Annotated in this window: 14 protein-coding genes and 1 pseudogene; 10 read left to right on the top strand and 5 right to left on the bottom strand. The window is 45.8% G+C overall.

What is annotated here, in order from left to right; translation table 11 throughout:
- Positions 1-123 precede the first annotated feature (123 nt).
- Complete coding sequence (locus tag QL234_RS10700; RefSeq protein ID WP_281557825.1) at positions 124-1,089, top strand: LLM class flavin-dependent oxidoreductase; 966 nt, start codon at positions 124-126, stop codon at positions 1,087-1,089.
- Between the two features lie 223 nt (positions 1,090-1,312).
- Here the strand turns inward: QL234_RS10700 and QL234_RS10695 are convergent, their stop codons facing one another.
- Positions 1,313-2,203, bottom strand: a complete 891-nt coding sequence (locus QL234_RS10695; protein ID WP_281557824.1) for a TetR/AcrR family transcriptional regulator — start codon at positions 2,201-2,203, stop codon at positions 1,313-1,315.
- Positions 2,204-2,356: 153 nt separating this feature from the next.
- Here QL234_RS10695 and QL234_RS10690 point away from each other — a divergent pair, with 153 nt between their 5' ends.
- The 7 genes from QL234_RS10690 to QL234_RS10660 all read left to right on the top strand — a co-directional run bounded on the left by QL234_RS10690 (position 2,357) and on the right by QL234_RS10660 (position 14,187).
- Positions 2,357-4,018 (top strand): ABC transporter ATP-binding protein, encoded by a 1,662-nt coding sequence (locus tag QL234_RS10690; protein ID WP_281557823.1) that lies wholly within the window; start codon positions 2,357-2,359, stop codon positions 4,016-4,018.
- Between the two features lie 771 nt (positions 4,019-4,789).
- Positions 4,790-9,274, top strand: a complete 4,485-nt coding sequence (locus tag QL234_RS10685) for a VCBS repeat-containing protein (protein WP_281557822.1) — start codon at positions 4,790-4,792, stop codon at positions 9,272-9,274.
- A gap of 116 nt (positions 9,275-9,390) precedes the next feature.
- Positions 9,391-10,431 (top strand): hypothetical protein, encoded by a 1,041-nt coding sequence (locus tag QL234_RS10680; protein WP_281557821.1) that lies wholly within the window; start codon positions 9,391-9,393, stop codon positions 10,429-10,431.
- A gap of 422 nt (positions 10,432-10,853) precedes the next feature.
- Positions 10,854-11,084 carry a DUF2789 family protein gene (locus QL234_RS10675; protein ID WP_281557820.1) on the top strand — a complete coding sequence of 77 codons (231 nt, stop codon included), beginning with the start codon at positions 10,854-10,856 and terminating at the stop codon, positions 11,082-11,084.
- A gap of 284 nt (positions 11,085-11,368) precedes the next feature.
- On the top strand, positions 11,369-11,824 hold the full coding sequence (locus QL234_RS10670) for a hypothetical protein (RefSeq protein ID WP_281557819.1): 456 nt from the start codon (positions 11,369-11,371) through the stop codon (positions 11,822-11,824).
- A gap of 295 nt (positions 11,825-12,119) precedes the next feature.
- Positions 12,120-12,404 (top strand): SymE family type I addiction module toxin, encoded by a 285-nt coding sequence (locus QL234_RS10665; RefSeq protein WP_281557818.1) that lies wholly within the window; start codon positions 12,120-12,122, stop codon positions 12,402-12,404.
- 313 nt (positions 12,405-12,717) lie between these two features.
- On the top strand, positions 12,718-14,187 hold the full coding sequence (locus QL234_RS10660; RefSeq protein WP_281557817.1) for a serine hydrolase: 1,470 nt from the start codon (positions 12,718-12,720) through the stop codon (positions 14,185-14,187).
- Between the two features lie 176 nt (positions 14,188-14,363).
- Here QL234_RS10660 and QL234_RS10655 read toward each other — a convergent pair whose 3' ends face one another.
- Together QL234_RS10655 and cysE are read right to left on the bottom strand one after the other, a co-directional pair.
- Positions 14,364-16,166 carry a cytochrome c peroxidase gene (locus QL234_RS10655; RefSeq protein ID WP_281557816.1) on the bottom strand — a complete coding sequence of 601 codons (1,803 nt, stop codon included), beginning with the start codon at positions 16,164-16,166 and terminating at the stop codon, positions 14,364-14,366.
- Positions 16,167-16,902: 736 nt separating this feature from the next.
- Positions 16,903-17,421, bottom strand: a pseudogene (cysE, locus tag QL234_RS10650) (serine O-acetyltransferase); the annotation flags it as partial.
- A 212-nt stretch (positions 17,422-17,633) separates the two neighbouring features.
- Between cysE and sigZ the strand changes: the two are divergent.
- Positions 17,634-18,188 (top strand): RNA polymerase sigma factor SigZ, encoded by a 555-nt coding sequence (gene sigZ, locus QL234_RS10645; RefSeq protein ID WP_281557815.1) that lies wholly within the window; start codon positions 17,634-17,636, stop codon positions 18,186-18,188.
- A gap of 88 nt (positions 18,189-18,276) precedes the next feature.
- Here the strand turns inward: sigZ and QL234_RS10640 are convergent, their stop codons facing one another.
- Together QL234_RS10640 and QL234_RS10635 are read right to left on the bottom strand one after the other, a co-directional pair.
- A complete protein-coding gene (locus tag QL234_RS10640; RefSeq protein WP_281557814.1) occupies positions 18,277-19,380 on the bottom strand; it encodes an aminotransferase class I/II-fold pyridoxal phosphate-dependent enzyme in 1,104 nt (367 codons plus the stop codon).
- A gap of 356 nt (positions 19,381-19,736) precedes the next feature.
- A complete protein-coding gene (locus QL234_RS10635; RefSeq protein ID WP_281557813.1) occupies positions 19,737-20,414 on the bottom strand; it encodes a hypothetical protein in 678 nt (225 codons plus the stop codon).
- A 569-nt stretch (positions 20,415-20,983) separates the two neighbouring features.
- Between QL234_RS10635 and QL234_RS10630 the strand changes: the two genes are divergently transcribed.
- Positions 20,984-23,185 carry a winged helix-turn-helix domain-containing protein gene (locus tag QL234_RS10630; protein ID WP_281557812.1) on the top strand — a complete coding sequence of 734 codons (2,202 nt, stop codon included), beginning with the start codon at positions 20,984-20,986 and terminating at the stop codon, positions 23,183-23,185.
- Positions 23,186-23,752 lie beyond the last annotated feature (567 nt).

Below are 23,752 nucleotides of genomic sequence, written 5' to 3'. Positions count from 1 at the left end.
CTGTCTACAGGTTCACCCTTTAAGCTTCAAAGCTCTCCCGGTTTTCTAATGAACAAGGAGAGAAAAATTTTCAAATCGACATTTATTTCATTTTGACCAAGCAGCTAAATTAGGAAGACCCTGATGTATAAATCAATATTTTCAACGCTAGATCACCACCCAGGCATATCAGAGCTGTCAACTGCAGACATCTATGGCGCAGCCCGCAAATATGCTCAGCTGGCTGACGAGCTCGGCTACCATTGTTTTTGGGTTGGCGAACATCATTTTTTACAAAACGTAGGCAGTATTCCCAATCCGGCAGTACTGCTAAGCGCTTTGGCGCAATGTACCAAAAACATTCGCCTCGGGCCGGCGGTTGCTGTTTTACCTATGCGTGATGCTGCCTTAACGGCAGAAAACTACGCTATGGTTGATATCATTTCCGGTGGTCGCCTGAATATGGGGGTTGGCACCGGCCAGGTAGCTACCGAATACCAGCATATGGGCATCGACTTTGAAAATCGCCGCGACGCTTTTAGCCAAAGCCTGGAGGCCATCATTGGTTATTGGACACACCATGACTTTGAAGCTGAGTCTTCCCTGAATATACGGCCTGTTCAGTCTCCTATGCCGCCCTTGTATATTGCGACAGTAACCCCCGAGTCTGCATATCGTGCGGGTAAAAACGGCCAGTCGGTGATGACCATAGTTTCTCCCGGCGGAAAAAACCTGTCGTTGCTGCAAGAGATCATCGAGGCGCATAACAAAGGTAAAGCCGAGACTACAGCGCCAGACATAGAGACCGAAGTTGTTGTCACCGTATTTGCCTATGCGGCAGAAACGAAAGAAAGCGCCATTGAAACTGCGGCAACTTCACTGAGAAACTTTTCCCCGGCACTGCAAGATAAAAACCTGGCAGAAGTTCGCTCTGAGGTTCAAGGCATGGTCGCCAATAATACCGCCCTGTTCGGAACAGTCGGGCAAATTAGTGAGCAACTACAACATTACCGAAACATTGGTGTTAAACATATTAACTTCTTAACAAATTTCGGCGGCATGCGGCCAGAGCAAGTAGTTGAGAGCATCAGGCTATTGGCATTAGCCTGATACATAGCTGCTGATATCGGGGGAATAAATCAGAGGCTCAATAGCAAAATATGCTGACGAAGGGGCAGGGTAAACATATGCTTCTCAGCAAATTTCAAAAGATGTTTGTTACCACAGCCAAACCTGCCCGCCGAAACTCCTCCGGGCTTTATGGAAAAGCCATAAGTTATGCTGCTGTACCAAAAGCAGGTGCAGCGGCTTAATGTCGGCAGCAACCACCGCCTTAGATCAGTTCAACATCCAACGCATCGGCAAGGCGTTTACGATAAACATTTAATTCGGCATAAGGGCGCAAATTGGCGATAAGGGCGCGAATGAGCGTTGAGTTTACCGCAGGTTGTGACAATTCATTTTCAATAAGGGATGATGTTTCCAGCACTAAACTTTTCTGGCCGGCCGCCATGTCTTCGGCCTCGCGTTTAATGGTTTCCAGCAGTTTCAAAGCCTTTCGTTTCTGGTGTTGTTCATTATCTATATTTTGCGTAAGCGGGAAATTCTCTTTGGTTAATAGCGGCGAAAGTGTCGAGTTGCTTAACGCGGTTATCGCACTGTCCAGGCAAAATGCCACTAAGTGCGCACAGCGTTTTATTGAGAAGTCGGCATCGTCCAAGGTTAAATAAACCGTGTATTCCTGCAGTAATCCGTTTACCAGGGAAACAATATCATATAACCAGGGACTGATATCTTTGCCATAAGCCTGCAGCAGCACCTTTTGTTGTGATAAGTGGTAGTTTATGCGGCATTCCTGCACCACTGTCATCACTTCCGAGTCCATGACTATCATATCATCAGTCAAAAATACTTGAATGAATGACCGTTCATTCAATACTTCCTGATATTCCTGTACCAAATATGCTTCCAGTAACAATACGCCTTTTTTATCTTCATTTTCCAACAGCTGATCGACTAAAAACTGGTTTTTTTCATCGGACTGTAAAAACAGTGCTCTGACAATGTCGAGCTTGCTGGAAAAGTATGAATAAACCGAACCTTTGGCAATACCGGCGGCATCGGCAATATTTGCTATGGTGGTGCCGCGAAAGCCTTTTTCGATAAATATCGACTTTGCCGTCGCCATAATAAGTTCACGTTTTGAAGTCGCTACTGTCGACATAATAAAGATGATTTCCTTGATCAGATTGCGGGCGTATTGTGCCATAAATTTGGGAAATGACCAATAAGTCAGTTGACATATGACCGTGCGGTCAATACGATAAGTACATATTGGTCATTTTGTTGACCGTACGGTCATTTTAAAGAGGTATTTATGGATAAATCATCGGGTGATACCCAGTCATTGTGGCAACTGCTTTCTCCGCATAAGCCCGACAGAAAATCATTTGTCTGCTTAGGCTTACTGGTCGTTATTACTACAGCGCTTGAACTGGTACTGCCTTTGTACTCCAGTCATTTAATAGACTCTATCGGCGCCAACGGTGTCGGCACTGCTGTGGTATTAGGTTTAATTGCCCTGGTTTTATTCACCGCTGTTTTTGAGGCGGTATTAGCCTGGTTTGGCGGCAGGCTGGGGCATCAGATAAGTTTTCGTTTGCGTTATAGTTTGATTGGCCGCCTGCTGCACAGCCAGAGCCAAAGCTTAGATCAGGAGCACAGCGCCGAGCTGAGTGCGCGGGTCGTCAACGACTCAAAGGAGGTTAAATCGGTATTAGCGGAAGATCTTATCGGTTTGCTCAGCGGCCTGGTTTCTTTAGTGGCGGTGATCACTATTATGTTTGTTTTAGACTGGCGCTTAACCGTCGTTTTAGTGACTTGTGTCCTGGCCGGTTTTATTCTGATCACGCCGATAGCCTTAATGATGAATAATATCGGTAAAGCCACGCAGGCGGCAGAAGCCAACCTGTTAAAACATGTCACCGAATGGCTGCGCTACGGCAAACTGGTGAAATCCCATAATGCCGGCGGCGAACTGCACAAGCGCTCCCGGGACTTGCTTGACGAATGCTTTACCCAGGAAATGCGGGCCACTAAAGTGCTCTCCCTGATCGGGCCTATCTCTAACCTGGTACTGATGCTGAGCATGATCGCCATTTTAGCCTTTTCCGCCTACTGGCTTGAACAGGGCACTATGACCTTAGGCACAGTCACGGCATTTCTGCTGTACTTATTCGGCCTGACCTTCCCGCTAATGGCCATGGCAATGTTTTTCAGCAACCTGAACAAAGCCAGCGGCGCAGCAACGCGCTTATCCGAAATCAGCCGCTTGCCCACAGAACCTTCAGCAGCGCCGCTGGTGTTAGAAAATATTACCGATTTGGCGGTGAAAGACTTATGCTTTGTCCGCGACGACAAAACCATTTTAAACCAAGTGAATTACCGGTTTCCTGCAAGTGGTTTATCCATTGTTTTAGGCGAAAGCGGCAGCGGCAAAAGTACTTTACTCAATCAGTTTTTAGGTTTTTATCCTGAAACCCATACCAGTGTATTCATCAACGGCAAAACGCTAAACGAATATAACCTATCCTCGGTTCGCCAATCGATAGCCTGGGTTGATCAGGAGCCTAAACTGCTCCATGCCAGTATCCGCGACAACCTGACTTTAGGGCTTAAACAACAAGTAACGGATGACGAAGTTTTCAACGCATTAAAATCGGTAGGTTTGCACTCCTGGTTAGAGCGCATTAATCATGATCTTAAGCTTATGGTGTCTGAACAAAGCCATCAGTTCTCCGGCGGAGAGAAGCAGCGCTTTGCCATAGCCCGGGCTATCTTACGGCAAGCCAAGGTATTGCTGCTGGATGAGCCTACCTCGGCATTGGACGACAGCAATAAAATGGAATTGATGATTTTGCTCAGGAAACTGGCGGATAAAATGCGGGTTATTATGATCAGCCATCATCTGGATCTTATCGAACCTGAGGATAATGTGATTGAAATGGCTGCGGGGGAGATTATCAATAGCAATGCTTAATCGTCTGTACCGAGTGCGAACAGGCCGGTGACAGATTGTTGTAATGAAGAAAAAATCGGTCATTGACTTACATAAAAGCTGAGGGAATGATGGTTTTTTGATTTTATTTATAATCAACTCAACAGGTTGCTATCATTTCTTGGTTTTGTTTTGGTATTAAAATATCATTTTATCCGTAAATTTATTTACAATAAAAAATGACTGCCAAGAGTATAATTTCGTATTTGTGCCATATAGGCGGAAACACTCCGCCTTTTAACCAGCTAAAGGAACATAGCCTTCATTTTGTGCATGCTATACACCTGACTCTTTACTCTCCAGGCACTTATTAAAGATAATTTATCGTACCATTTTTGAACGTTTCTTATTTCTCCCGCATATCCCTACTTCTGTTGAAGTATAAAGCCGGCTAGCGTTAGTTAGTTGAAATAAAACAGTTTTATTTCATTTCTCAGAACTTTTCAGAACTTTTCAGAACTCTTTACAGTTAGTTACATTGCCGGGTGGTAGCTTGATTTCTCCGGCGTTATCGAACTGCTGATTTTCCGTTAAATGTTTTTCAGTTGCCGCGGAAATGACAAAACCAGGTGTTCGATAAATAACCGGGCGGTTTCGGATAGTGGAGTTATCGCCTCATATAAAAACACCAGTAAGTGGTAAGGCCGGAATTGATGCTCAGCAAGATGGAGATCTAATAGTTTCAGCCCTGATAGCGGTTAACACTATTGGTCAAAGTACGCTGATTTAGCAGTTTTAAGAAGGAGAGTTTATATGTTAAAAAAAGTTTTCCCTTATTGCAGCCTGGCTGCAATTATTGCATCGCTTTCACCGTATGCTAATGCCGGCCTCACAGAGGAGCATAGATCACATGTTCCCTGGAAATATCAGGAACTCAGTGCTGCCGAATTTGGCGGTGATTGGGGCAAGCTCAGCGAAGTTTATATTGCCGATATCGACGGCAACGGCTCTGCCGATCTCATCCGTCAGAATAAGGACATCGATGCTGATGCGCTGGATATCTTTTTGAGCCATGCAACAACCGAAGGGCGGCAAGTTGGCCCCGACGATTCGTTATTCAGGAGCGGAGAAGTTGGTTTTACCGATGTTAACCTGACAGACAGTTTCATTTGGCAGTTTGCCGGTGATCATACCGACCTGCATTTTGGCCAGTTTAACGATGGCGGTGATGATCTCTTGCGCCAGGAAAACACCAAGGAGTGGGCAAAAGATGAATTTAACTCCGGTGATATTTATAGCGGCTATTTTTTTGGCACACATTCCTATCCGCTGGTCGACACGCAAGACCTCGGCGATGCCTACAATGGCCTTAACAACGAAAACCAGCTGTCGTTGGGTGATTTCAACGGTGACGGTCTGACCGATGTGCTGATCAGGGATAAAGGTCCTGATAAGGAGGAAGACGGGACTTATAACGTGTTAGTTGCTTTTAGTATTCCGGAATCAGGTACGGGGAACCGCCATAAGGCCAAGTTAGACGGTCGCAGCCACGTAACCATGAACAGTGAAAGCGACGGCGACAGTGACGATCCTAACTGGTTATTTGCCGCAGACAACTCAAATGTCCGTATCGGTGATTTTAACGGTGATGGCCGCAGTGATATTTTACGCTGGGACACTAAAGATAATATGCCTAATCTTAGCGATGACCATGCCAAGGTAGATATCTGGTTTGGTCTGGGAACTACCGGCGAATTTCAACGCAGCAGTATTTATCTTGATGCCGATGCCGACTACCGTAAAACCTCTTCCGATAATATTTTTGACGAGTCGTTTGTTGAACTTGCACAAAATAAAATCCGTATCGGCGACTTTAACGGCGACGGCAGTGATGACTTTGTCGTACTCGACGGTCACGACTATACCGTTTATATCAGTCACGCCGTGCGCATTGAAGAAGACAGCGATGGCAAGCGGGAAACCTTCAAACAAAATATCGCGTTATTTTCGCAAAATGGTTTTAACGACGAATATGTTAATCTCAACTCACCCGAACTTATAACCATAGGCGATTTTAATAACGATGATAAAGACGACATCGCTTTATGGAATGGTATTCCTTATATTCTTTATTCTACCTCCGGCGCTATCGGCGGTGACAGTAGTAGCGGCGATGAGGCCACTGCCACAGAATTAACCTTTACCGGTATCCATCATGACAAAACAATCAATGGACAAGGGGCCATTAACAGTCATTTCAGCGGACAACGCAGCACCTACCAAAAAATGCAGTCCGCCGATTTCAGCGGCGACGGCGTACCTGATTTATTGCTGATCCCAGAGGCCCGGGACGAGTCCACGCCTAATGCCGTTATTTATATTACCCCGCCGTATAACCCGGTATCTGCGGTATCGCAAACCCCGTTAACGAATGTTAACCATATGCAGGGTATTACCCACCAGGAAAAACAATTTGTTTTCTTTGGGGAAAACGATGCTATCAAATATATTTTCAGGGACGAGGCCGGCTGGCACGAGCCGGAAACACTGACCTTATATGAAAAAAATAATGATCCGCGCTGTAACAATGATAAACCCGAAGGCGCTGAGTTCCTGGCAAGCGCTCATTTGACTCCCGGCGGCGCACTTCCCCAGGACAGCGCGGTAGATAAGTACCTGCAACCTGTATGCGATGCAGCCTATCAGGGGCAAACATTTGATGTTGTATCAGACGGCCAATACCTCTACCTGTTTAGGGGGCACGGCACAGCAGTCGCCGCCAAAGTGCTGGTGGAACGGTTTGATTTCTCCGATGTCGATAATAAGTTGATCCGCCTGGTAGAGTCGCGCTTTTCTTTATCCGGCAAGCGTTATGTCAATTCAAGCGGCAGTGAAACCATCACCGAAGCAAAACACACACAAAACTTTGGCGACCAGGATGACTTATCAACCGTAGATGCTGTGGGGGATACTTTTTACGAACCTGCATTTTTGGTGCCCTTCGCTGCTTCGGAAATAACGAATAGTCCTGATTGTAAGGTAAAGGCCGTAACGGTTGTCCGGGTAGACGAAGGCAATGGCCGGGAGCGTTTTATGCTCAGCACTAAAGTCAGTGATGCATGCATGACCACAGATGGATATACCGTAAAGCTGCTCAACATACGCAAAGGAACTGAACAGCTTTTTGCCACCAGCAATTTGACTTACCTTGATGATCGGGGAGAAGAAATCACCAGTTACTGGTATTACGATAGAGGTCTTTTAAAGTACACAGGGAATTATCTTGATTCTGTTGTCATTGAAACCATAGCAACTGCAACCCATAGTGAGGGCGAAAAAACTGACGAAGTTGTTGGTACAGAGTATTTACTAGCATCAAGTAATGGGGATAGTGGCTTTATTGTTACGCATTACTCTTTAAACGAGGATACAACCATAGCTGCTAATATGGCGAAATCATCTATTTCCGGGTCTGACGTGGCAACCCAGCCTCGCTTTTATAGCGGTAGCGACGGCCTGACGCATTTATATTGGCGGGGCAACGGCAGTACTACGCGTCAAAAGGTATTGCAGGAAAATATCATGGATCCGTATTTATCGGAATCGAGCAGAGGTTTACAACCTAACTGGGGAACGAGTCCAGGCCAGAGCGTCAGAGAAATGAGCTTTGCCGAAAGCTGGCCTATGCCGGATGACGAACAAAATCCGGCGCAAGCTTTAGCCGTACCACGTGACCTGCCAAACTATGTCCCTGCCAAGTGGACACCTAAGTTTGGCACCTATTATCAAGGCAACGATAAGCCTATTGCCCATACTATAGCGCCGTTGGCCTTTGAAACATCACGCCTTATCGATAAAGGCGGCCTGAAATCCGGGTTATTGGTGCGGGAGTTTGTCGAGCTGCATCAGGAGCAGGACGGTCGTTACCGGGTGGCCTTTTCTGAAGTGCCGCTTGTAGAGTTGGAAGCCAGGCTCACGGGCAGGGTAACGCTGGATTCAACCCCGATAGGTTTTATCGAAGGTGCGCCGCCGGTTCCCCGTGAAAACTTGGGCAGGGATCAAAACGGCAAGTGGGGCTACTCCGCTGAGCTGTCATCGGTGGAGTTGCGGATCGAATCCGGCACCACTGTTTCTACCAACGCCAACGATGCCGGAGGCGCTACTGCATCGGGCCGCTTAACCGTCGGCGGTAAATCGCCCTTTATCGAAATATCTATAGATACGGTTGTTAATTTAAAAACCGGTGCATTTTCCGGCAGGGATGAAAGTTATGCTTTAGAAGAAGAAATATCCCGTCAGTCGTTTATTACCGGCAGTGTGCCAACGAGGGAGTGTATGGGAGAGGAAAGCCCTTATCTTGATGCTTGCTATACCTTAAATGCAGACGGCAGCAAAGCGGTTGAACTTTGGGCGCCCCATACCGAAGGTGCAATCTTTGTTTCATCCTTAAGCGGTTCGCGTTATTCGCTGCATAATCCTGACGACGGAAAACTGGTTGGCTATGCGCTTGATTTCTCTGATGCCACCGTTCAGGAGCAGGTGTATAAGGTCAAACTTAACAAGGCATATCAGGTCGCTGGTTCACTAGACGGTTTTATCGGTCCTGATCAGGTGCAAGGTCTCGGTCAGGGCTACTTTAACCCCAGGCAGGAAAATGCCTGGTTACTGGAGAGTACCCGGCAGCAGCAGGAGCTTGAAGAGCGTTATGCTAAAGCCAGAACTACATCTGTTGGCCAAAGTGCGGAAGAGTTCGTCAACGATCAGCTATTAATAGCAGACATTGCGGTAACCGATGGCGCCTTTAAGAGCAAGAGTTCTAAAGCCGTGAGCTCCATTACCGATTATTATGGTTATGAAATAGAAACTGATGCCAGTTCAACCTTTAATTTTGAAAACCCGCCGACAGGCGCTGGTTTTGGCGCCGGCGCCGGTGGCTATTACAGCCGTAATTTCCAGCAGGGACAAACGGTTGGAGAATCTATATTCCTTGAAGCTGATATTGATCGCGCGGTAACCAGTGAAGTGCAGGATGAAAACAACAATACGCTGCCCAATACGGTTGACCGCTACAATACCCGCAGTTATTTGCTGCCTGCCAGTGAGGGTAACTTCCAGGATTTGTTTGACTATGTCATAGACCCTAAATTACTTGAGGGCGATGATTTTCATGAAGGTGACAAGAGTACGGTGGACATGCTGCGGATAATACAAAGCAAGCCGAACCCCATGTGGCGCATAGTGCACCGGGTTGATGGCGTTAGCCGGCCGATTGTTAATCCCGGCAATGGCAGCGAATAGCTTTTAATCTTCATTATTGTGTTAAAGAGAGGATCACAGCGGTGCTTTGTACCCTGTGGTCCGCCTCAACTTTTGATTCTTACCGGGTAAGCTTACCCGACAATAGGTTAAAAATTATGAATAAATCTTTATCTGCGCTTGCCCTGACCGCTGGCTTGTTAGCGCTTGGCGCCTGCAACTATGAGTCATCTCAGGCTGCGGCAAGGGCCGGGAAACAGGCCGCTGCACCGGTTAGTTCCCGGGACTCACAACAACAGTCAAATACAGCCGCTTTTAGCGAACAAAAGCCATATCTTAGAGAGCAAAGTGCAACCCTGGATTACCTGCAGGATTTAACCTCGCAGCAAGTGGCTGACCTTGTCGGTTTTGGCAATCAGCAGTTATTAATGCTACAGCAGGGCACAGGATCGGTTTTTAGCTATAACCGGCACCAGCGCCCGGTGAAATTACTGGCCGATGAAACTGCACCACAGGGAAAAGCGGTAGCCTGCCAGGACTATAAAAGCGAGCAAATTAACTGGTTTACCCTACCGGGGAAAAGCAACAACGAAATAACCGGGCAACTGAATCAGCAAGAGATTGTGGCTGCCATCTGCGGCAATATTACCGCCGAACTTTCGCCGGAGGTTTTTGTGCTTACCCGGGCAAACGAACAGCTAGCGCTTTTTTCTGTTTCGCCTAAAAAGCTGTTTGATTTCAATGCGTGGCGGAAAATCACCACAGTAACGGCGGATGCCGGGGAAGCTTACTCTCTGTTGCCGCATTTCAACCACCACAGCGCCAGAAGTTTACAAATAGCCCGGCAAAAACAAGGACAGTGGCAATTTATAAAAACCTTATATCCGAGAGAATTTACTCAGCCGTTTAAATACCGTCCGGGTGATGATACCGAGATCTGGATGAAGTACCTGAATCTTGATCGGGCATCCGCCAAACTGATGTGGCATGCGGGTGCGAGAAGCATCGGACAGTTGGATGATTATTTCGATTCCGTCAATCCGGCACTTACCAGCCATACAGATCAAAACAGGCGGGAAATCATCGAGGTACTTTATAACCTGGATCCCAACGACAGGCTTGGTGTCTCGCAACGTTTAGCGAATATTTTTGTCGACTGGAGGCTTCCCCAGCTAAATGCCGGCGCAGGAAATTTGTAAGCCGGCGGCAGGCAAGGTAGACCAATACGTGCTTAAGTCCCAATCAGAAATTTGCAGGTACAAGTTTTGTCAGTAAGCCATGTGATAAATGGGGGAAAACATACGGGCAACCGGATATTCGGCTGCCCAAACCTGATTTATTACAGGTTGAGTGATGAAAGACCTATGCTTTGTCCGCGACGACAAAATTATTTTAAACCAAGTCAATTACCGGTTTCCAACAAGTGGTTTAGCCATTGTTTTAGGCGAAAGCGGTAGCGGTAAAAGTACTTTGCTCAAACCAAGAAAACTTTTCAAAATACAGGCCCGGCCCCAGCGTTCTGGCCATTTAAAACCCCTGAATTCAATTTTTCAGTATCGGTTTATTAAAGTGGTATTCAATATGCAGGTATTCATTTGATTTAACTCAACAGGAAATCAAAATGATATTAGGTCATAAAACAATGGCGGAGTTGTTCAGTCAGCTTGGCCTGGCAAACACTGAAAGTGAAATAGAAATATTTATCAACAGCCATACGCTCGATCACAGTATTTCATTAGAGTGCGCCCCTTTTTTAAGTCCTTGGCAACAAGAGTTTATCAAAGATGCATGGATAAATGATTCTGACTGGTCGGCAGCAATAGATGCGCTAAATGTGGCTTTAAGAAAATAAAAAAGCAATTGTTAGCTGACAAGTTTTTATAAAAAGGGGCTATTAATAGCGCATTAACTAAGTTCCTTATCGGGTTGTCATTATGACAATGCACTGTTCAGGTGACTGTCCATAAAAAGTCAAATTGACTACTTTGATATTGCTTTATAGAAACTCTCACTATGTTGCAGATGAATTTTGTTATGTCATTGTCACCATGCAATGAAAGGCTCCAATCCATGATCAGTTGTCGGGATACCAAAGGAAGATTGCTGTCCTGCTTTATATATCAAAAGGGGTAAAGTATGAGATTTCATCAGTTAAAAGAAGTATACCAACACGTTATTGATATTAATAAAGAGCTAACGTGTTTATATGAATATTTTTTAGCAAATATAACGGATGAGAGAACACGCATCTTTGTGCATTTTGTGATACAGAAACAAACCGATGCCATCTCATATCTTAACGGGTTAATAAAAACAGAATCAAAGAGCGTTCTCGATTCATGGCTTGATGAGGACATCGAGAATAAGTCGATAAGCTACATTAAAACCCTAAAGCAGCAGCCAAATGTAACCATAGATGATGTGCTTGCTATTAGTGCCGACATCAATGAAAAAATAAACAGCTGGCTAATGATCATTATTGATGTCTCAACCAATCAAACCGTCAAAGAACATATTCAAAATCTTATTGAACTTCAATCATCTAAATACCAGCAACTTCTACATTCTGCCCATAGAATGGATGATATATGATTAAATATTCATTTAATCATTTTCACAAGTAAAAAGCCGCAAACAAGCCTTAGATTTCACCTCAAAAAAAAGACCAATTCGCCATTGATTTCCCCGCAAATTGATCTTTCATTAATAATGCTATCCAAGTCCAAAGGAGAGCAGTTATTGCAACACTGCCACCAATGAGCTGCTGCAATAACAGGCGTTACTACCTAGCAAAAGATAAAGCAAGCGTAGTAACTTAAGTCGCAACCCCTGAGTGGTAGCACACCCAGAGGTCGCTAACCACAACGAACTTCTACAGGAGTAAGTCATGGCTAAATATCATCATACGCCAGAGCCCGCCTCGGCAAAAGTAAAATATCCCATTTATCGGCAACTTACCGTACAGGAAACGGTTTGCAACACGGCAACAAAGACCCGCGGCATAGGCATCAACTATGTGCCGGTCAAACTTGAGCCCTGTGTGATACTCAGGGGAAAATGGCTGCGTTTAGCCGGTTTCCCTGTCGGGCAAAAGCTCAGTATTGTTGTCAATCAGGCAGAGCTGGTGATCACAGCTAAGCGGCCGGAGCCAAATCTGCCCACTAAAAACTAACCCCGGGCTTTATTAAAAAGCCATAAGCAAAACTGCTGTACCTTAAAGCGGGTGCAGCAGTTTTATATTCAAGTCTTGATACAAGTGTAAGCGCTTTCATGGTAGGGTTTGTTTGATTAACCAATACCGCGACTGCCTTAAATATTTATCAGCAAAGCAATGGTTAATCAGGTTTTTCAAGGAAGGGGAGGCAAGTTATTTAACAACTTGGCCTAAACGACTCGTTCCCCCAATAAAAAGATAATTATAAAATAAGGACTCTACCCATGAATATATTAAGCCCTTGGCCCGCAACTATTACGCTGGCGATATCATGCCCCTCTCCGGTGGCAATGGCCGGACATCCCCTCGAAATGAAGAATACAATCAAGAGGATTTCATCATGTTGCTGAGCCATAAAACGATTTTACTATCTGTCTGTTTTTTCTTGTTTTCATGTGATGGTTCATCCTCCAATAACACCATGCAGATAACGGGCGTGGTACTTGATAGCAGCGATCCGGCACAAGCGATAGCCAATGCCAGGGTCCAGCTTATAGACACTGAGCTGCAAGTCTTTACCGATGCACAAGGCAGCTTCAGCATCGAAGTAACCGATAATGTCGACCGGGAGCATTTGGCGGTTTTAGTGAGTGCCGAGCATTACCGCCCCAGAGAAAGCAATGTTTCACTGCAAAGCAGTACCACAATCGGCCTTTCACCAGCGCATAGTTATCACTACCATCAACCGGTGCAGCTAACCGACGGTATTCAAACCGGAGATCTCAACAGTGCGGGTTTAGACAGTACCCTGATTAGTCAACTTATGAATAAAACAGTGCTGGCTGATGCCAGTGCAGGCTATCAGGAGTTACACAGTCTTTTGATCTACAAAGACGGTGTGCTGGCCGTTGAAGAGTATTTCCCCGGCAACAATGACTTTATCGACTTCAACAATAATATTGCCCGGATCTCGACACCGGCGCCTGTACAATGGGGACGCACCGACAAACATTATATCGCCTCCGTCAATAAGGCATTAACTGCTACCCTGGCTGGTATCGCCTTTGAACAATTTAATGTCTCAACCAGTGATGCCGTTGCGCCGCTACTACCGCAGCAAAGCCATTTTTTTACTGACGATGCCAACAAAAATGCCTTGAATTTTCATCATCTACTTACCATGCAACTTGGCTTTTCCTGGGATGAATGGGGCAGTAATGATCTGGCATTAATGTGGCAATCAACTGATTTCACTGACTTTTTACTTAGCCGTGATAACCTGGGTCCCCAATCGGCCTGGGTATACAACAGTGCCAGTCCGAATATGCTGTTAAAAGCCCTTGATAACTTAGTGCCAACACCGATACGGGATTGGGCAGACGCCCAGTTCTACCGTAAATTGGGGATCACAGATTACGACTGGCGCTCACAACCCGATGGCCTGCCGGAAGGGGCGGCAAGAATGCACATGCGTCCCAGGGATATGTTAAAAATTGGCATTAGCTATTTAAATAACGGCGTATGGCAAGGTGAACAGGTAATACCCGCCCAATGGGTTGAGGAAGTTGCCAAGGTACAGGTGGCTGGCTTTGCCGGTGATTATAGTTACTTTTTCTGGCACAGAGAGCTTAATGGCGTGCGCTATATTTCCGCCGACGGTGATGGCGGCCAATATATCAATATCTTCCCGGAGCAGAATATGGTGATAGTCATGACCCAGGGCAATTACCTGGAGTGGCCGCTATATGTGAACCAGGCCGATGATATCATGGCCAACTATATAATTCCCGCAGCCTATTAGCACAGGATATGATCTTTAACTGGGTCACTGAAAAATACCGGCAGCAGGCAAACATGCCTGCTGCCGGTAATGGCAAGGTAAATGCTGCAACTTCATTCCTTGCTGTTGCTTTCATTTTTTTTGTTGATAACTGCTCGTCAGCTGGCAGCCTAAGTCAGCTTAGCCAGGCCCGACAATTACTGTCTGCCTATGCTCACGGTGATCCCCGTTAACTCATAACCGCTCCTGCTACCAACAGAAATATAGCGCAAGCCACGATTTGCAGTGATCACCAGTACTTCTTCATTATCTGCAGAAATTGACTTGGCTTGGGCATTTTGCGGTGTGGCCCAGGTATCAGCATTAAAAAAGAGATCCGCATTACCTGTACCGCCTGTGGTGCTGATATAAAGGACGGTATTATCTTCTGCGACTTCAAAAAAGAAAGCGTTGTTGCCGCCTGAAATACACTCCATTTGATCCAGCGGTAACCGGCCACCTTGCAGGGTAACCTCAGTACACTGCCTGGTCATGCTTAACGGCAAGCCATTTTTGTTGATGGCCCTTAATTGCAGGTTATCCGGGTCACCACGTCGAGGGTCTGGTAACCATTTGCTCATACAACGGGCATCTTGGGTGCAGGGGTCGGTCAGCGCGTGTAAAAAGGCGATCAGATCAGCTTTTTCATCATCGCTCAGCTCCAGGGGGAGCATAGCCGGGATCCCCAGCTCACGTAAGGCCGCTATTTTAGCCAGTAAACCGCTGGCAATGGTTTCCGCTTCGGGAAACAGGGTCTGACAATTTTCGCTTTCAGCAAATTGTGCTTGCTGGCACCAAGACTTGGCAGCAACAAATGCAGGCAAGTGGTTATCGACATCATTGTAATGGTCCACCACTTGTTCCAGTGTTTCATAAGCACCGGCATGTCCGTAAGGTGCTGTTACGCCGACATTGAGCAGGGTGGGGGTCCTAAATGCGTTGTTATTTGCTTCCAGCAGACTCTCGCCGCCACGGCCATGATCTTCCCATCCGGAATCACCGTGGCCTTTACCTGGGCCAATCTGCGGAAAGCCAACGTTAAAAAAGCCCTGATTGGTAAAGGTCTCGCCACTATGACAGCCAGAGCAACCGGCACCTTCTGGGGCTGCGGTGTAGAACAACACTGCCCCCCGTTTTGCCGATTCATTCATGGCATTGATATCCCCTTTGATATAACGGAACCAGGGGTTATCGGTCAGGTTCATTGAGTTTTCATAACTGGCGATGGCACGCCTGACATTATCAAAGTTGACGATATCTTCGCCTTCCTGGGCCTGGCTGCCATAGACCCCTTCAAACAGCTGGCGCCATTCATTTTTGGCCAGCTCATTGACACCAATCCCCGTGTTTGCCAGGCGATGGCCCAAATGATCACGAACCGCCTGATTCGAGTTACCGGTTTCAAAATTTTCGGTGCGCATTTCTTCAACAGAAGTTACCGGAAACCCCGCTTGTGCCATTAACAAGTTGTCGCCGGCAGCCTCATCGGTTTCGCCAAAGGGGGAGTCTGGGGTACTGATGGTATCATCGGCGAGTTTTTCAACCCGCGAATCCCAAAACAGGCCTTGTGTCCATATCCAGGCATTCATCACCGATGGGGTGTTGCGGGGGTTATTAAAGATGCCGTCCGGGTGTTTTCTGCCATCACCGAGTAGCAACGGGTTTTCAGCGTCAACGCCTACTGCCAGTGCCAAAGCATCTCCCCCCGCCAGATAAGGGTGATGACAACTGGCACAGGCTGCATTTAGTTCTCCACCAAGCGCCTGACTAAAAAACAGCATTTTCCCCAGGTCGGCTTCCGGTTCGTCAGGCAAAGGCAAATCAAAGTCTTTTGCCGGATCACCGGTGAATCCCTGAGCAGTAATGATCGCTTGTAAGTCTTCATCTACCGTTGCCTGAGCTCCTTGGGCCGTAAGCCCCATAACTAGCACTAACGAGAGAAATTTGTTTATTGCTTTCATAAACTTCTTCCTTTTTATTTTATTTATTTTTCCTAAAAGCCAGCTTAGTGAATTGCCAAAACAATGAACTAAGCTCAACCAGCCTATGCCGGATAAGATCGACTCGCCAGTTTTACTCCTGCTCTGCAACAAACTTTCTTTTTTCCTACACGTTCTCTTCATGATCCTTGCACATTTGCCGATTTTATTTACATATCTTTACATAGGGGGCAACAGCAGAAAGCAGAATCGAAATGGCTTTGACAAGTTCAATGACGCAGTAAGAACATTCAATTTCTGCGGCCGGTTGGCCTTAGCCGGTCTGTTTCTTGGTGGTGAACCCGAATTTATTAGCGCTTACTCTATTTTGCGGCCCTTTGTGGGCGCTTATGATCAAGGGGATGATTTTCAATCTTTTTGTATCAACCGTATGAATACTTGTTGTTATTTCTTCGCTTTATATACTGATGGTTGAAAAGCCGGTATGTAGGTTATGCCGCATGCTGAGCAGCCACATTAATAATGGCTGTTTCATGACTGCTCTAATTGGCGCACTACTTCGAGTACTTGTACCGTGATTTAACGAGCTACGAAAAAGTAATCTATAGCCAGGATACGCCCCCTGGTATTAAGGTTATAAACCTGAATAGTTTGCATATCAGGGCTGGGAGCTGGCTTATGAAACTAAACCAGCCACTTTGGATGGGGTGCCGGACGTTTGATGCATATCGTTAACCGCAACTTTTAATTTGTTATGTATGATATGTCCGGGAATACCCAGTGCCGTAGCTCCTTCGGGTACGTCTTTTGTCACCACAGCATTCGCGCCAATTTTGGCATTTTTTCCAAGACAAACCGGCCCGAGTATCTTGGCACCGGCGCCGACACTCACACCGCTCTCAAGGGTTGGGTGTCGTTTGCCTTTACCCGGGCTTTTTCCCCCTAAACTTTTTCCTCCCAAAGTAACGCCATGGTAAAGGGTTACATCATCACCAATTTCCGCTGTCTCGCCGATGACTACCCCCATGCCATGATCAATAAAAAACCGGCGGCCGATGCGGGCTCCGGGATGTATTTCTATTCCGGTAATAAAGCGACTCAAACTTGAGACAAGTCGCGCAACTAACCTGAAATTCTTATTCCATAATACATGGGCCAACCGGTGCATAGTGATCGCATGCAGCCCGGGATAGCTCACGAGCACATCTAAGGTATTAGCTGCCGCAGGATCTCGTTCAAATATACTTTGTATGTCTTCTTTTAATCGTCTAAACACTATAATTCTCCAGGGGTAACAATAAAAAAGCATTTTTCAGTTTGCTCGCAGCTGTTAGTGCCACGCCATTAAACAGACGGGAAAGAGGGCAGTAAGATGCAAAAAAGCGTGCTGGAAGATTATTTTCCCCTGAGTAATATTTTTTGCATCCTTATTGATGATTTGACGTCATAAATAAATAGCACCATCAATGAAAGCAGTTTGAGGTATTCATGCTTACCGAGTGGAAAAATCACAAAGCACAACTTCGCAGTTACATCGACATGCGATTGGACGACCCGGATGTTGTCGACGATATACTGCAAGAGGTCTACATTAAAGCCAGCAGCAATTTACATCAGCTTAAAGTACGCGGCAGTCTGAAGAGCTGGCTATACCGTATTACCCATAACCTGATCATGGATCATTATCGCGCTCATCACAGTTATGACGAGTTGCCGGAAAGCCTGGCCTCTGAAGAGCAAGACCCGATAGAGGAAAACTATAAAACCCTGGCCCTTTGCCTCAAACCTTTGATTGGCGAGTTACCGGACAAGTACCGTATTCCACTGCAACTTGCCGAACTGGAAGGTTTAAGCCAGCAAGACATCGCCGATAAGTTGGGGCTGTCGTTATCCGGAGCAAAAAGCCGGGTGCAGCGAGGGCGAAAGAAGTTTCGAGAACTTATGATGAGTCATTGTGACTTTGAGATTGGCAAAGGCGGCGTAACCGACTTTGCCCCTAAGGATGACAAAGGAAAAATGTATTATAAAACCCTGTGCAAATAGCCAAAGCCGCCGCCTTTGTACCTTGGCTTATTATCTTACCTAAATACGGGCAAGCCGCAGCGGCCTATGTTTGCGCTTGCCCGGACCATTAAGCAGACAACTTCTGCTGTAGCCGTTTAAAAGCTTCTTGTATCTGTGCTAAAGGCGAGGCGATATTCATCCTGAACATTAACTCGTTACCGCTTTCGAACCAGGCGCCGGGGGTCAGTGCCATGCGGGCATCCACCAGCAGCTGCTTAACCTGCTCTGCCGGGAGGTCGGTATTGCTAAAGTCCAGCCATATCTGGTAAGTCCCTTCTACCGGGTACAAGCGTACCTGGGGTAGTTCCTGCTGCAAAAAATCTTGTATCCAGTTGATTGAATTTTCAAGATACTGAAGAAATTCATCCAGCCAGATCTCACCTTGGGTATAAGCTGCAATGGTGGCGTAATTACTCAAGACATTGCTATGACCTAAGTACATGGAATCCAAAGAAGCTTTCGTTTTTGCCAATAAATCCTGGTTGGCGCTATAAATATAACCATTGGAAATACTCTGCATACCAAAAGTTTTAGAGGGTGAGCCAATCAAAGAGGCAAAATTCTCTCCGGTGAATCCTGCCATGCTATGAAAGCTATGTCCGGCAAAGATAATGTCCGAATGAATTTCATCGCTGATAATAAACACCTGATACGCCCGGGCAAGCTTAAGCAATTGCGCTAATTCATCCTGTGTCCATACCCGGCCTACCGGGTTATGGGGATTGCACAGTAACATCACTTTCACTTTACCGCTTGAAAATTGCTGCTCAAGGTCATCAAAGTCCATCCGGTAATGACCGTCAATAACCTGCAACGGACTTCTGAGCACTTCACGGCCTGCTGAGCCAATGACCTTTTTGAACTGGTGATAAACCGGCGTTTGGATCAAAACACCGTCGCCCGGCTTTGTTAACTCACGAATAAGCATAGCGACTCCGGTCAGTACCCCGGGCACTTGCACCAGGTTTTCCTGTTTCAGCACCAGGTCATGCCGGCGTTGATACCAGTCAACAATCGCTTTGAGCACATCCTGGCTGTTGAACTCGTAGGCAAAGTGGGCTCTTTGTGCCAGTCTGAGCAATTCATCGCGAATCGGCGTAGCAACTTCAAAGTCCATATCCGCGACCCAGTAGGGCTCGACATTTGTGGTGCCATAGACAGAATTGAGCATGTTCGGGTCATGCCGTATAAATTTGTTCTCGTGTTTAACATTGATCTTGTCGAAGTTAGTCAAAGGAGTCTCCCGCATTACATTTATCGGTAAAGCCTTTAAGGCCATTTGCAACATTTAAGACGGGCTTTGACGGGAAAAGACGCAACTTTTTAACTATCCGGCATATTCACAGGCGCGCGATTAACCCTGAAGGGAGATTGCTCGGGGCTCGGTAAGGGACGGAAAAACATCACCGCTATCGCTTAATGATTTTCCGGTAGCAAAGAGGGAGGAAGAGCCAAAGACTGCATCAGCCTCAGGCTGCGCTAACTTGGCTCTCTTAACTGAAAGCGGTTATTTCATATGAAATAACCTTATATTTTGATAAACCTGCGCGAGACTAATCCCATCAACCCCAGAGCCAAAAGCATAAACATTGGCGGCTCCGTAACCTGGGCGGCATTACCTGTAGATACCAGCAATAACGAACCTGAAGGGGCTGAAATACTGCTGGCCGGATCTAAGCCTATATCAAAGTAAATACTGGCGACCCCGGTGCGGCAACATGAAGCGAAACTATAGCTGATTGCACCGATACCGCCGTCATCCTGCAAAAAATAAGCATGATTACCTGTACTGTCTGCACCTTCCAGGGAAATTTTAGGTTTGCTATAGGTAAAGAAGTCATTTACTTGTGCCGATGTCCATGAAAGGCTGTGATTACCGGCATAACCCCTGTTATCAGCAGGTAATGCGTCACCGGGAAATAATGAAAAGATGCTGTTCCACAAGGTAATTGCTTCCGTTTCTGTTGCCAGGCGAAATCCATCCCAGATCCCCGCCTGGTCAACAAGAAACTCATCCCAGCCAGTTGATGCTGACGTTCTTAATTTAAGAAATGTTGAATCGCTGCCTTGTACCTGGAAACCATTTCTTTGATGGTTGGGGTCAAGGGTTAAATCGACTTCATTTATAGTAATCAGTGCCGAGTGGGCGTTAAAGGATAACAGTACCACCAAAAACACACAGCTTCTCTTAAAAATATCAAACACTTTTTTTACACCTTTGTTGTTTATTTGTAACATTCGCAATCAAAAAACATGCCAAGCGCTGACAGCCGTTAAAAATAACAGCCAAGATGTAAGCTAGCTGGCAGTCTGTAAAAAAAGCTGACAGTTCCAACTTGATTTAATACCGGTAACTTATAGATTTATCAGATATTTTTTCTGAATAAAACAAACAAAAGACACGGCAGTGATAGTCTGTTTTTTGTTCGCTTCGTGGTTTTCCTCCTTTTCCCTCAACAGAGTAATGCGCAAATTAAAACTGTAATGAAATATTGTATACATATTCAAGGTCTAAAAGGGTCGGGGATAATGGAAAAATTTCATTTAGCCTTGCTCAAAATGAAAATGGTTTGGCTTATTCATATTTATTATTGTGATAAACGCGTTTTTTGAGTAAAAGTTTGAACCAGCACTGAGTCCTGAAATACTTGCTTATGCAAACAATGCCCAAGCAAAATGTTGTGGCTGGAAGGATATAAAATGAAATTCTGCAACGATTTTTTCCCAGGTTTTAAAAGAATCGTGTCATGAATTACCAACAAGGAAAATGAATATTGAATACTAGAGTTGGCAAATGGCTGATAGATGAGCAGTCCCACAGTATTACCCATGGTGATGTCACCATCCCCCTTAACCTGGCAGCTTTTAAGTTATTGCAGCTTTTTATCGCCACCCCGGGCGAGATTATTCCTTTAGCTAAGATTAAAGAGCAGATATGGGAAACGGAATTTACCACAGATAACCTGGTCTACCAGACAATACGTGCTTTGCGTAAGGCACTGGAAGGGGATTCAGGTGAAAGTTATATCAAAACGGTTCCCCGCCATGGCTATCAATTGCTGGTGAGCATTGAAACTTGCTCCCCGCCCCCTGAAAGCCTTGTAGAAAAAACAGATAAAGCCAATATAAGACCAGAGAAAGCAACTTTTCCCATGCGCAGACGGGTATTTGCGCTGGCTATCAGCGGTTTGCTGCTGCTAGTCCTGGTGACAACTTTTTGGTTCAACAAACCGGATATAGCAGCAAATGCCGACGGCCACCTGATTTTTGTCGAACATAAGCTTGAGGTGGCAGAGCAGGAAAATCAAATTCTCAGACGTTATCAAAGCAGCATTGCCAAAGATCTTAATACCCCAGGGACTAAGCTCGCCGCTAACACAGCTTTATTAACCAAGTTGGACCAATTAGGCGATACCAAGAAATTAGTCATTAAATTGCTCCCCAAAAAGAAAGCGGTATTAAATTTGCTGTTTGTCGGCAAACCTTCCCGCCTGGCCCACCTGTCTATCCAGCCGCTCAGCAAACTGGTGGATGCGCAAGGTCTGGCAGCGGTTTCCGGTGAGTTGCTGGAAGTTTTTCATGAGCCCGCCTTAAAACAGGATAATTCAGGCATTGCCGAACTGGTAAATGGCAACAGACAAGTTAAAGCATTGGCATCTTTGTCTTTTGATCAGCCACAACCTTTAGCCCAAGCCCGCCGGTTAATCAATGAGGACATTGAAAAAAACAGCCTTAATGAGCAGCAAAAAAAAGCTAAGTATTATTTTATGGATGCTTTATATGCCTTTTACCGCATAGAGTATTTTCAAGACCAACATTTGAGCCAGGGCATCAACCACCTGCTGTCGCATTATAACCAAAGCAGCTATTCCCTGATGGCTGCGGCCTTTTATCTGGCTAACCAGGACAATGTTGATATTGCCTTTGAACTGCTGAAAAACCTGGATCAAGACCCTTTTATTACCTTTATCCAGGGCTTGTTTCATTTAGAGCTTGATGAAGAACTGCCGGCGTTAAAACATTTTGAAAAAGGCTATCACAGGGACAAGTACTTTGAAGATAACAGCTACTTTTATTTTAAATCTTTGATACTGAGCAAACGCAGACAAGAGCTTGCCGCCATCTATCCCGGGTTGGAACATGAAAACTACCTGTCGACGAATATTTATTATGTCTTCTACGACTGGCTGATGATAAACGGAAATTATACCGAAGCCATGAACCTGCTTGCCCGCTTCAGCGGACAATTGCTGTGCAACAATGACCTGTACGGCAATATGGCCCTACTCAATAACAGCTTGCAGGCCTTTAATGCTGCCGATACCTGGCAACAGCAGCTGGCTGCTGTTGATAACAGGGATTGGCGTATTCCCTGGCTGACCTATGTAGAAATGCTTAATCAAAATAAGCTTTCAGCTTATGCCCCCTGGTATGCCGGTTATCGCAGAAGTATTTTAGGGGAAGATACTTTTGCCGATCCGCTGATTTTATCTTTTTTCGCACAACTGGCATTGGGGGAATATAAGGAGGTTAGCCATGCATTGCCCCTGCTGGCAAGTGCAGAAGCAAGCTTTAACAGCATAACTTTTATCGAAATAGCAACGGCTGTGATAAACGCAGACATTGCCAGGCAAGCAGGTAAAAATGAAAACCTGGTCCGGATACTGGCACCGATGAAAGAGCAGGCATTGGCGCTTCAATGGGATGAACTGGCTTTTATCAATCAAGTATTGGCCAGTTATTTTACCCTTAACCGGGACTTAACCCGGGCAGAAGTACATTTAGTTGACGGATGCCATAAAAATCCCGCCATTTGCCTGGGTTGGCAAAACATTCCCTTGTTAAGCCCGGTTATGCAAACCGATAAACTGCAACAAGCCCAGGCGAGGGCAAAGCAGCTGATTCACCAAAGCCGCGAGCAGCTTGATAAGTTAAACAGGCAAATAACAGGGCAATGTACAATCGCAGATGCTTAAGCATCTCTTGTGTCGGGGGCTTTCAGCCGCCCTGATCATTCATCTTTAGTTCCGCTTAACAGGGCGGAACTCCTTTAAACATCATTTCAGATAAGTAGCAGCTAAAACTTTACCGGCTTATTATCAAATCGCTTAAATACAGGGCTTGCTTTGTGCGGCCCATGCTCCCTGTTAACCAGTTGCTTATGTGAATATTCATTAGGGGATTACTAAAATCGCGCTGGCTACAGCAAAGCCCTTTGCCTTTGCTATAGCCAGTCAAAATAGCAATGCATCCGCATGCCTCCAGCTAATAAACAATACCTGTGTCCACACCTTTTAACCGTTCCAATTTGGCAGCAATAAATATCAACCACTTGCGTTCCAGTATAAATATTGTACTGATTTACTGTGATTCAGGCTGATTCAGAGCAATTCAGAACTATTCAGAACAATAAATGCCTGACCATTTAGTCAACAATAATGCGGCCTGTCGGTTATTTTCAGAACAATATTTGATTTTTCCTGCCATTTGCTCGCTGTTGTTCGTATTGAGCTCATTTTAAAAATTCTCATAATGATTTGGTG

Origin of the sequence: Thalassomonas sp. RHCl1 (assembly GCF_947387555.1) — a bacterium.
Lineage (GTDB): Bacteria > Pseudomonadota > Gammaproteobacteria > Enterobacterales > Alteromonadaceae > Thalassomonas.
The sequence above is the reverse complement of the archived record's forward strand: the minus strand, read 5'-3'. Positions and strand labels throughout refer to the sequence as shown.

What these genes read in the sequence shown, in the direction of transcription:
- QL234_RS10700 (WP_281557825.1), top strand. Translation starts at nt 124, where the DNA reads ATGTATAAATCAATATTTTCAACGCTAGATCACCACCCAGGCATATCA.
- QL234_RS10695 (WP_281557824.1), bottom strand. Translation starts at nt 2,203, where the DNA reads ATGTCGACAGTAGCGACTTCAAAACGTGAACTTATTATGGCGACGGCA.
- QL234_RS10690 (WP_281557823.1), top strand. Translation starts at nt 2,357, where the DNA reads ATGGATAAATCATCGGGTGATACCCAGTCATTGTGGCAACTGCTTTCT.
- QL234_RS10685 (WP_281557822.1), top strand. Translation starts at nt 4,790, where the DNA reads ATGTTAAAAAAAGTTTTCCCTTATTGCAGCCTGGCTGCAATTATTGCA.
- QL234_RS10680 (WP_281557821.1), top strand. Translation starts at nt 9,391, where the DNA reads ATGAATAAATCTTTATCTGCGCTTGCCCTGACCGCTGGCTTGTTAGCG.
- QL234_RS10675 (WP_281557820.1), top strand. Translation starts at nt 10,854, where the DNA reads ATGATATTAGGTCATAAAACAATGGCGGAGTTGTTCAGTCAGCTTGGC.
- QL234_RS10670 (WP_281557819.1), top strand. Translation starts at nt 11,369, where the DNA reads ATGAGATTTCATCAGTTAAAAGAAGTATACCAACACGTTATTGATATT.
- QL234_RS10665 (WP_281557818.1), top strand. Translation starts at nt 12,120, where the DNA reads ATGGCTAAATATCATCATACGCCAGAGCCCGCCTCGGCAAAAGTAAAA.
- QL234_RS10660 (WP_281557817.1), top strand. Translation starts at nt 12,718, where the DNA reads ATGCCCCTCTCCGGTGGCAATGGCCGGACATCCCCTCGAAATGAAGAA.
- QL234_RS10655 (WP_281557816.1), bottom strand. Translation starts at nt 16,166, where the DNA reads ATGAAAGCAATAAACAAATTTCTCTCGTTAGTGCTAGTTATGGGGCTT.
- sigZ (WP_281557815.1), top strand. Translation starts at nt 17,634, where the DNA reads ATGCTTACCGAGTGGAAAAATCACAAAGCACAACTTCGCAGTTACATC.
- QL234_RS10640 (WP_281557814.1), bottom strand. Translation starts at nt 19,380, where the DNA reads ATGCTCAATTCTGTCTATGGCACCACAAATGTCGAGCCCTACTGGGTC.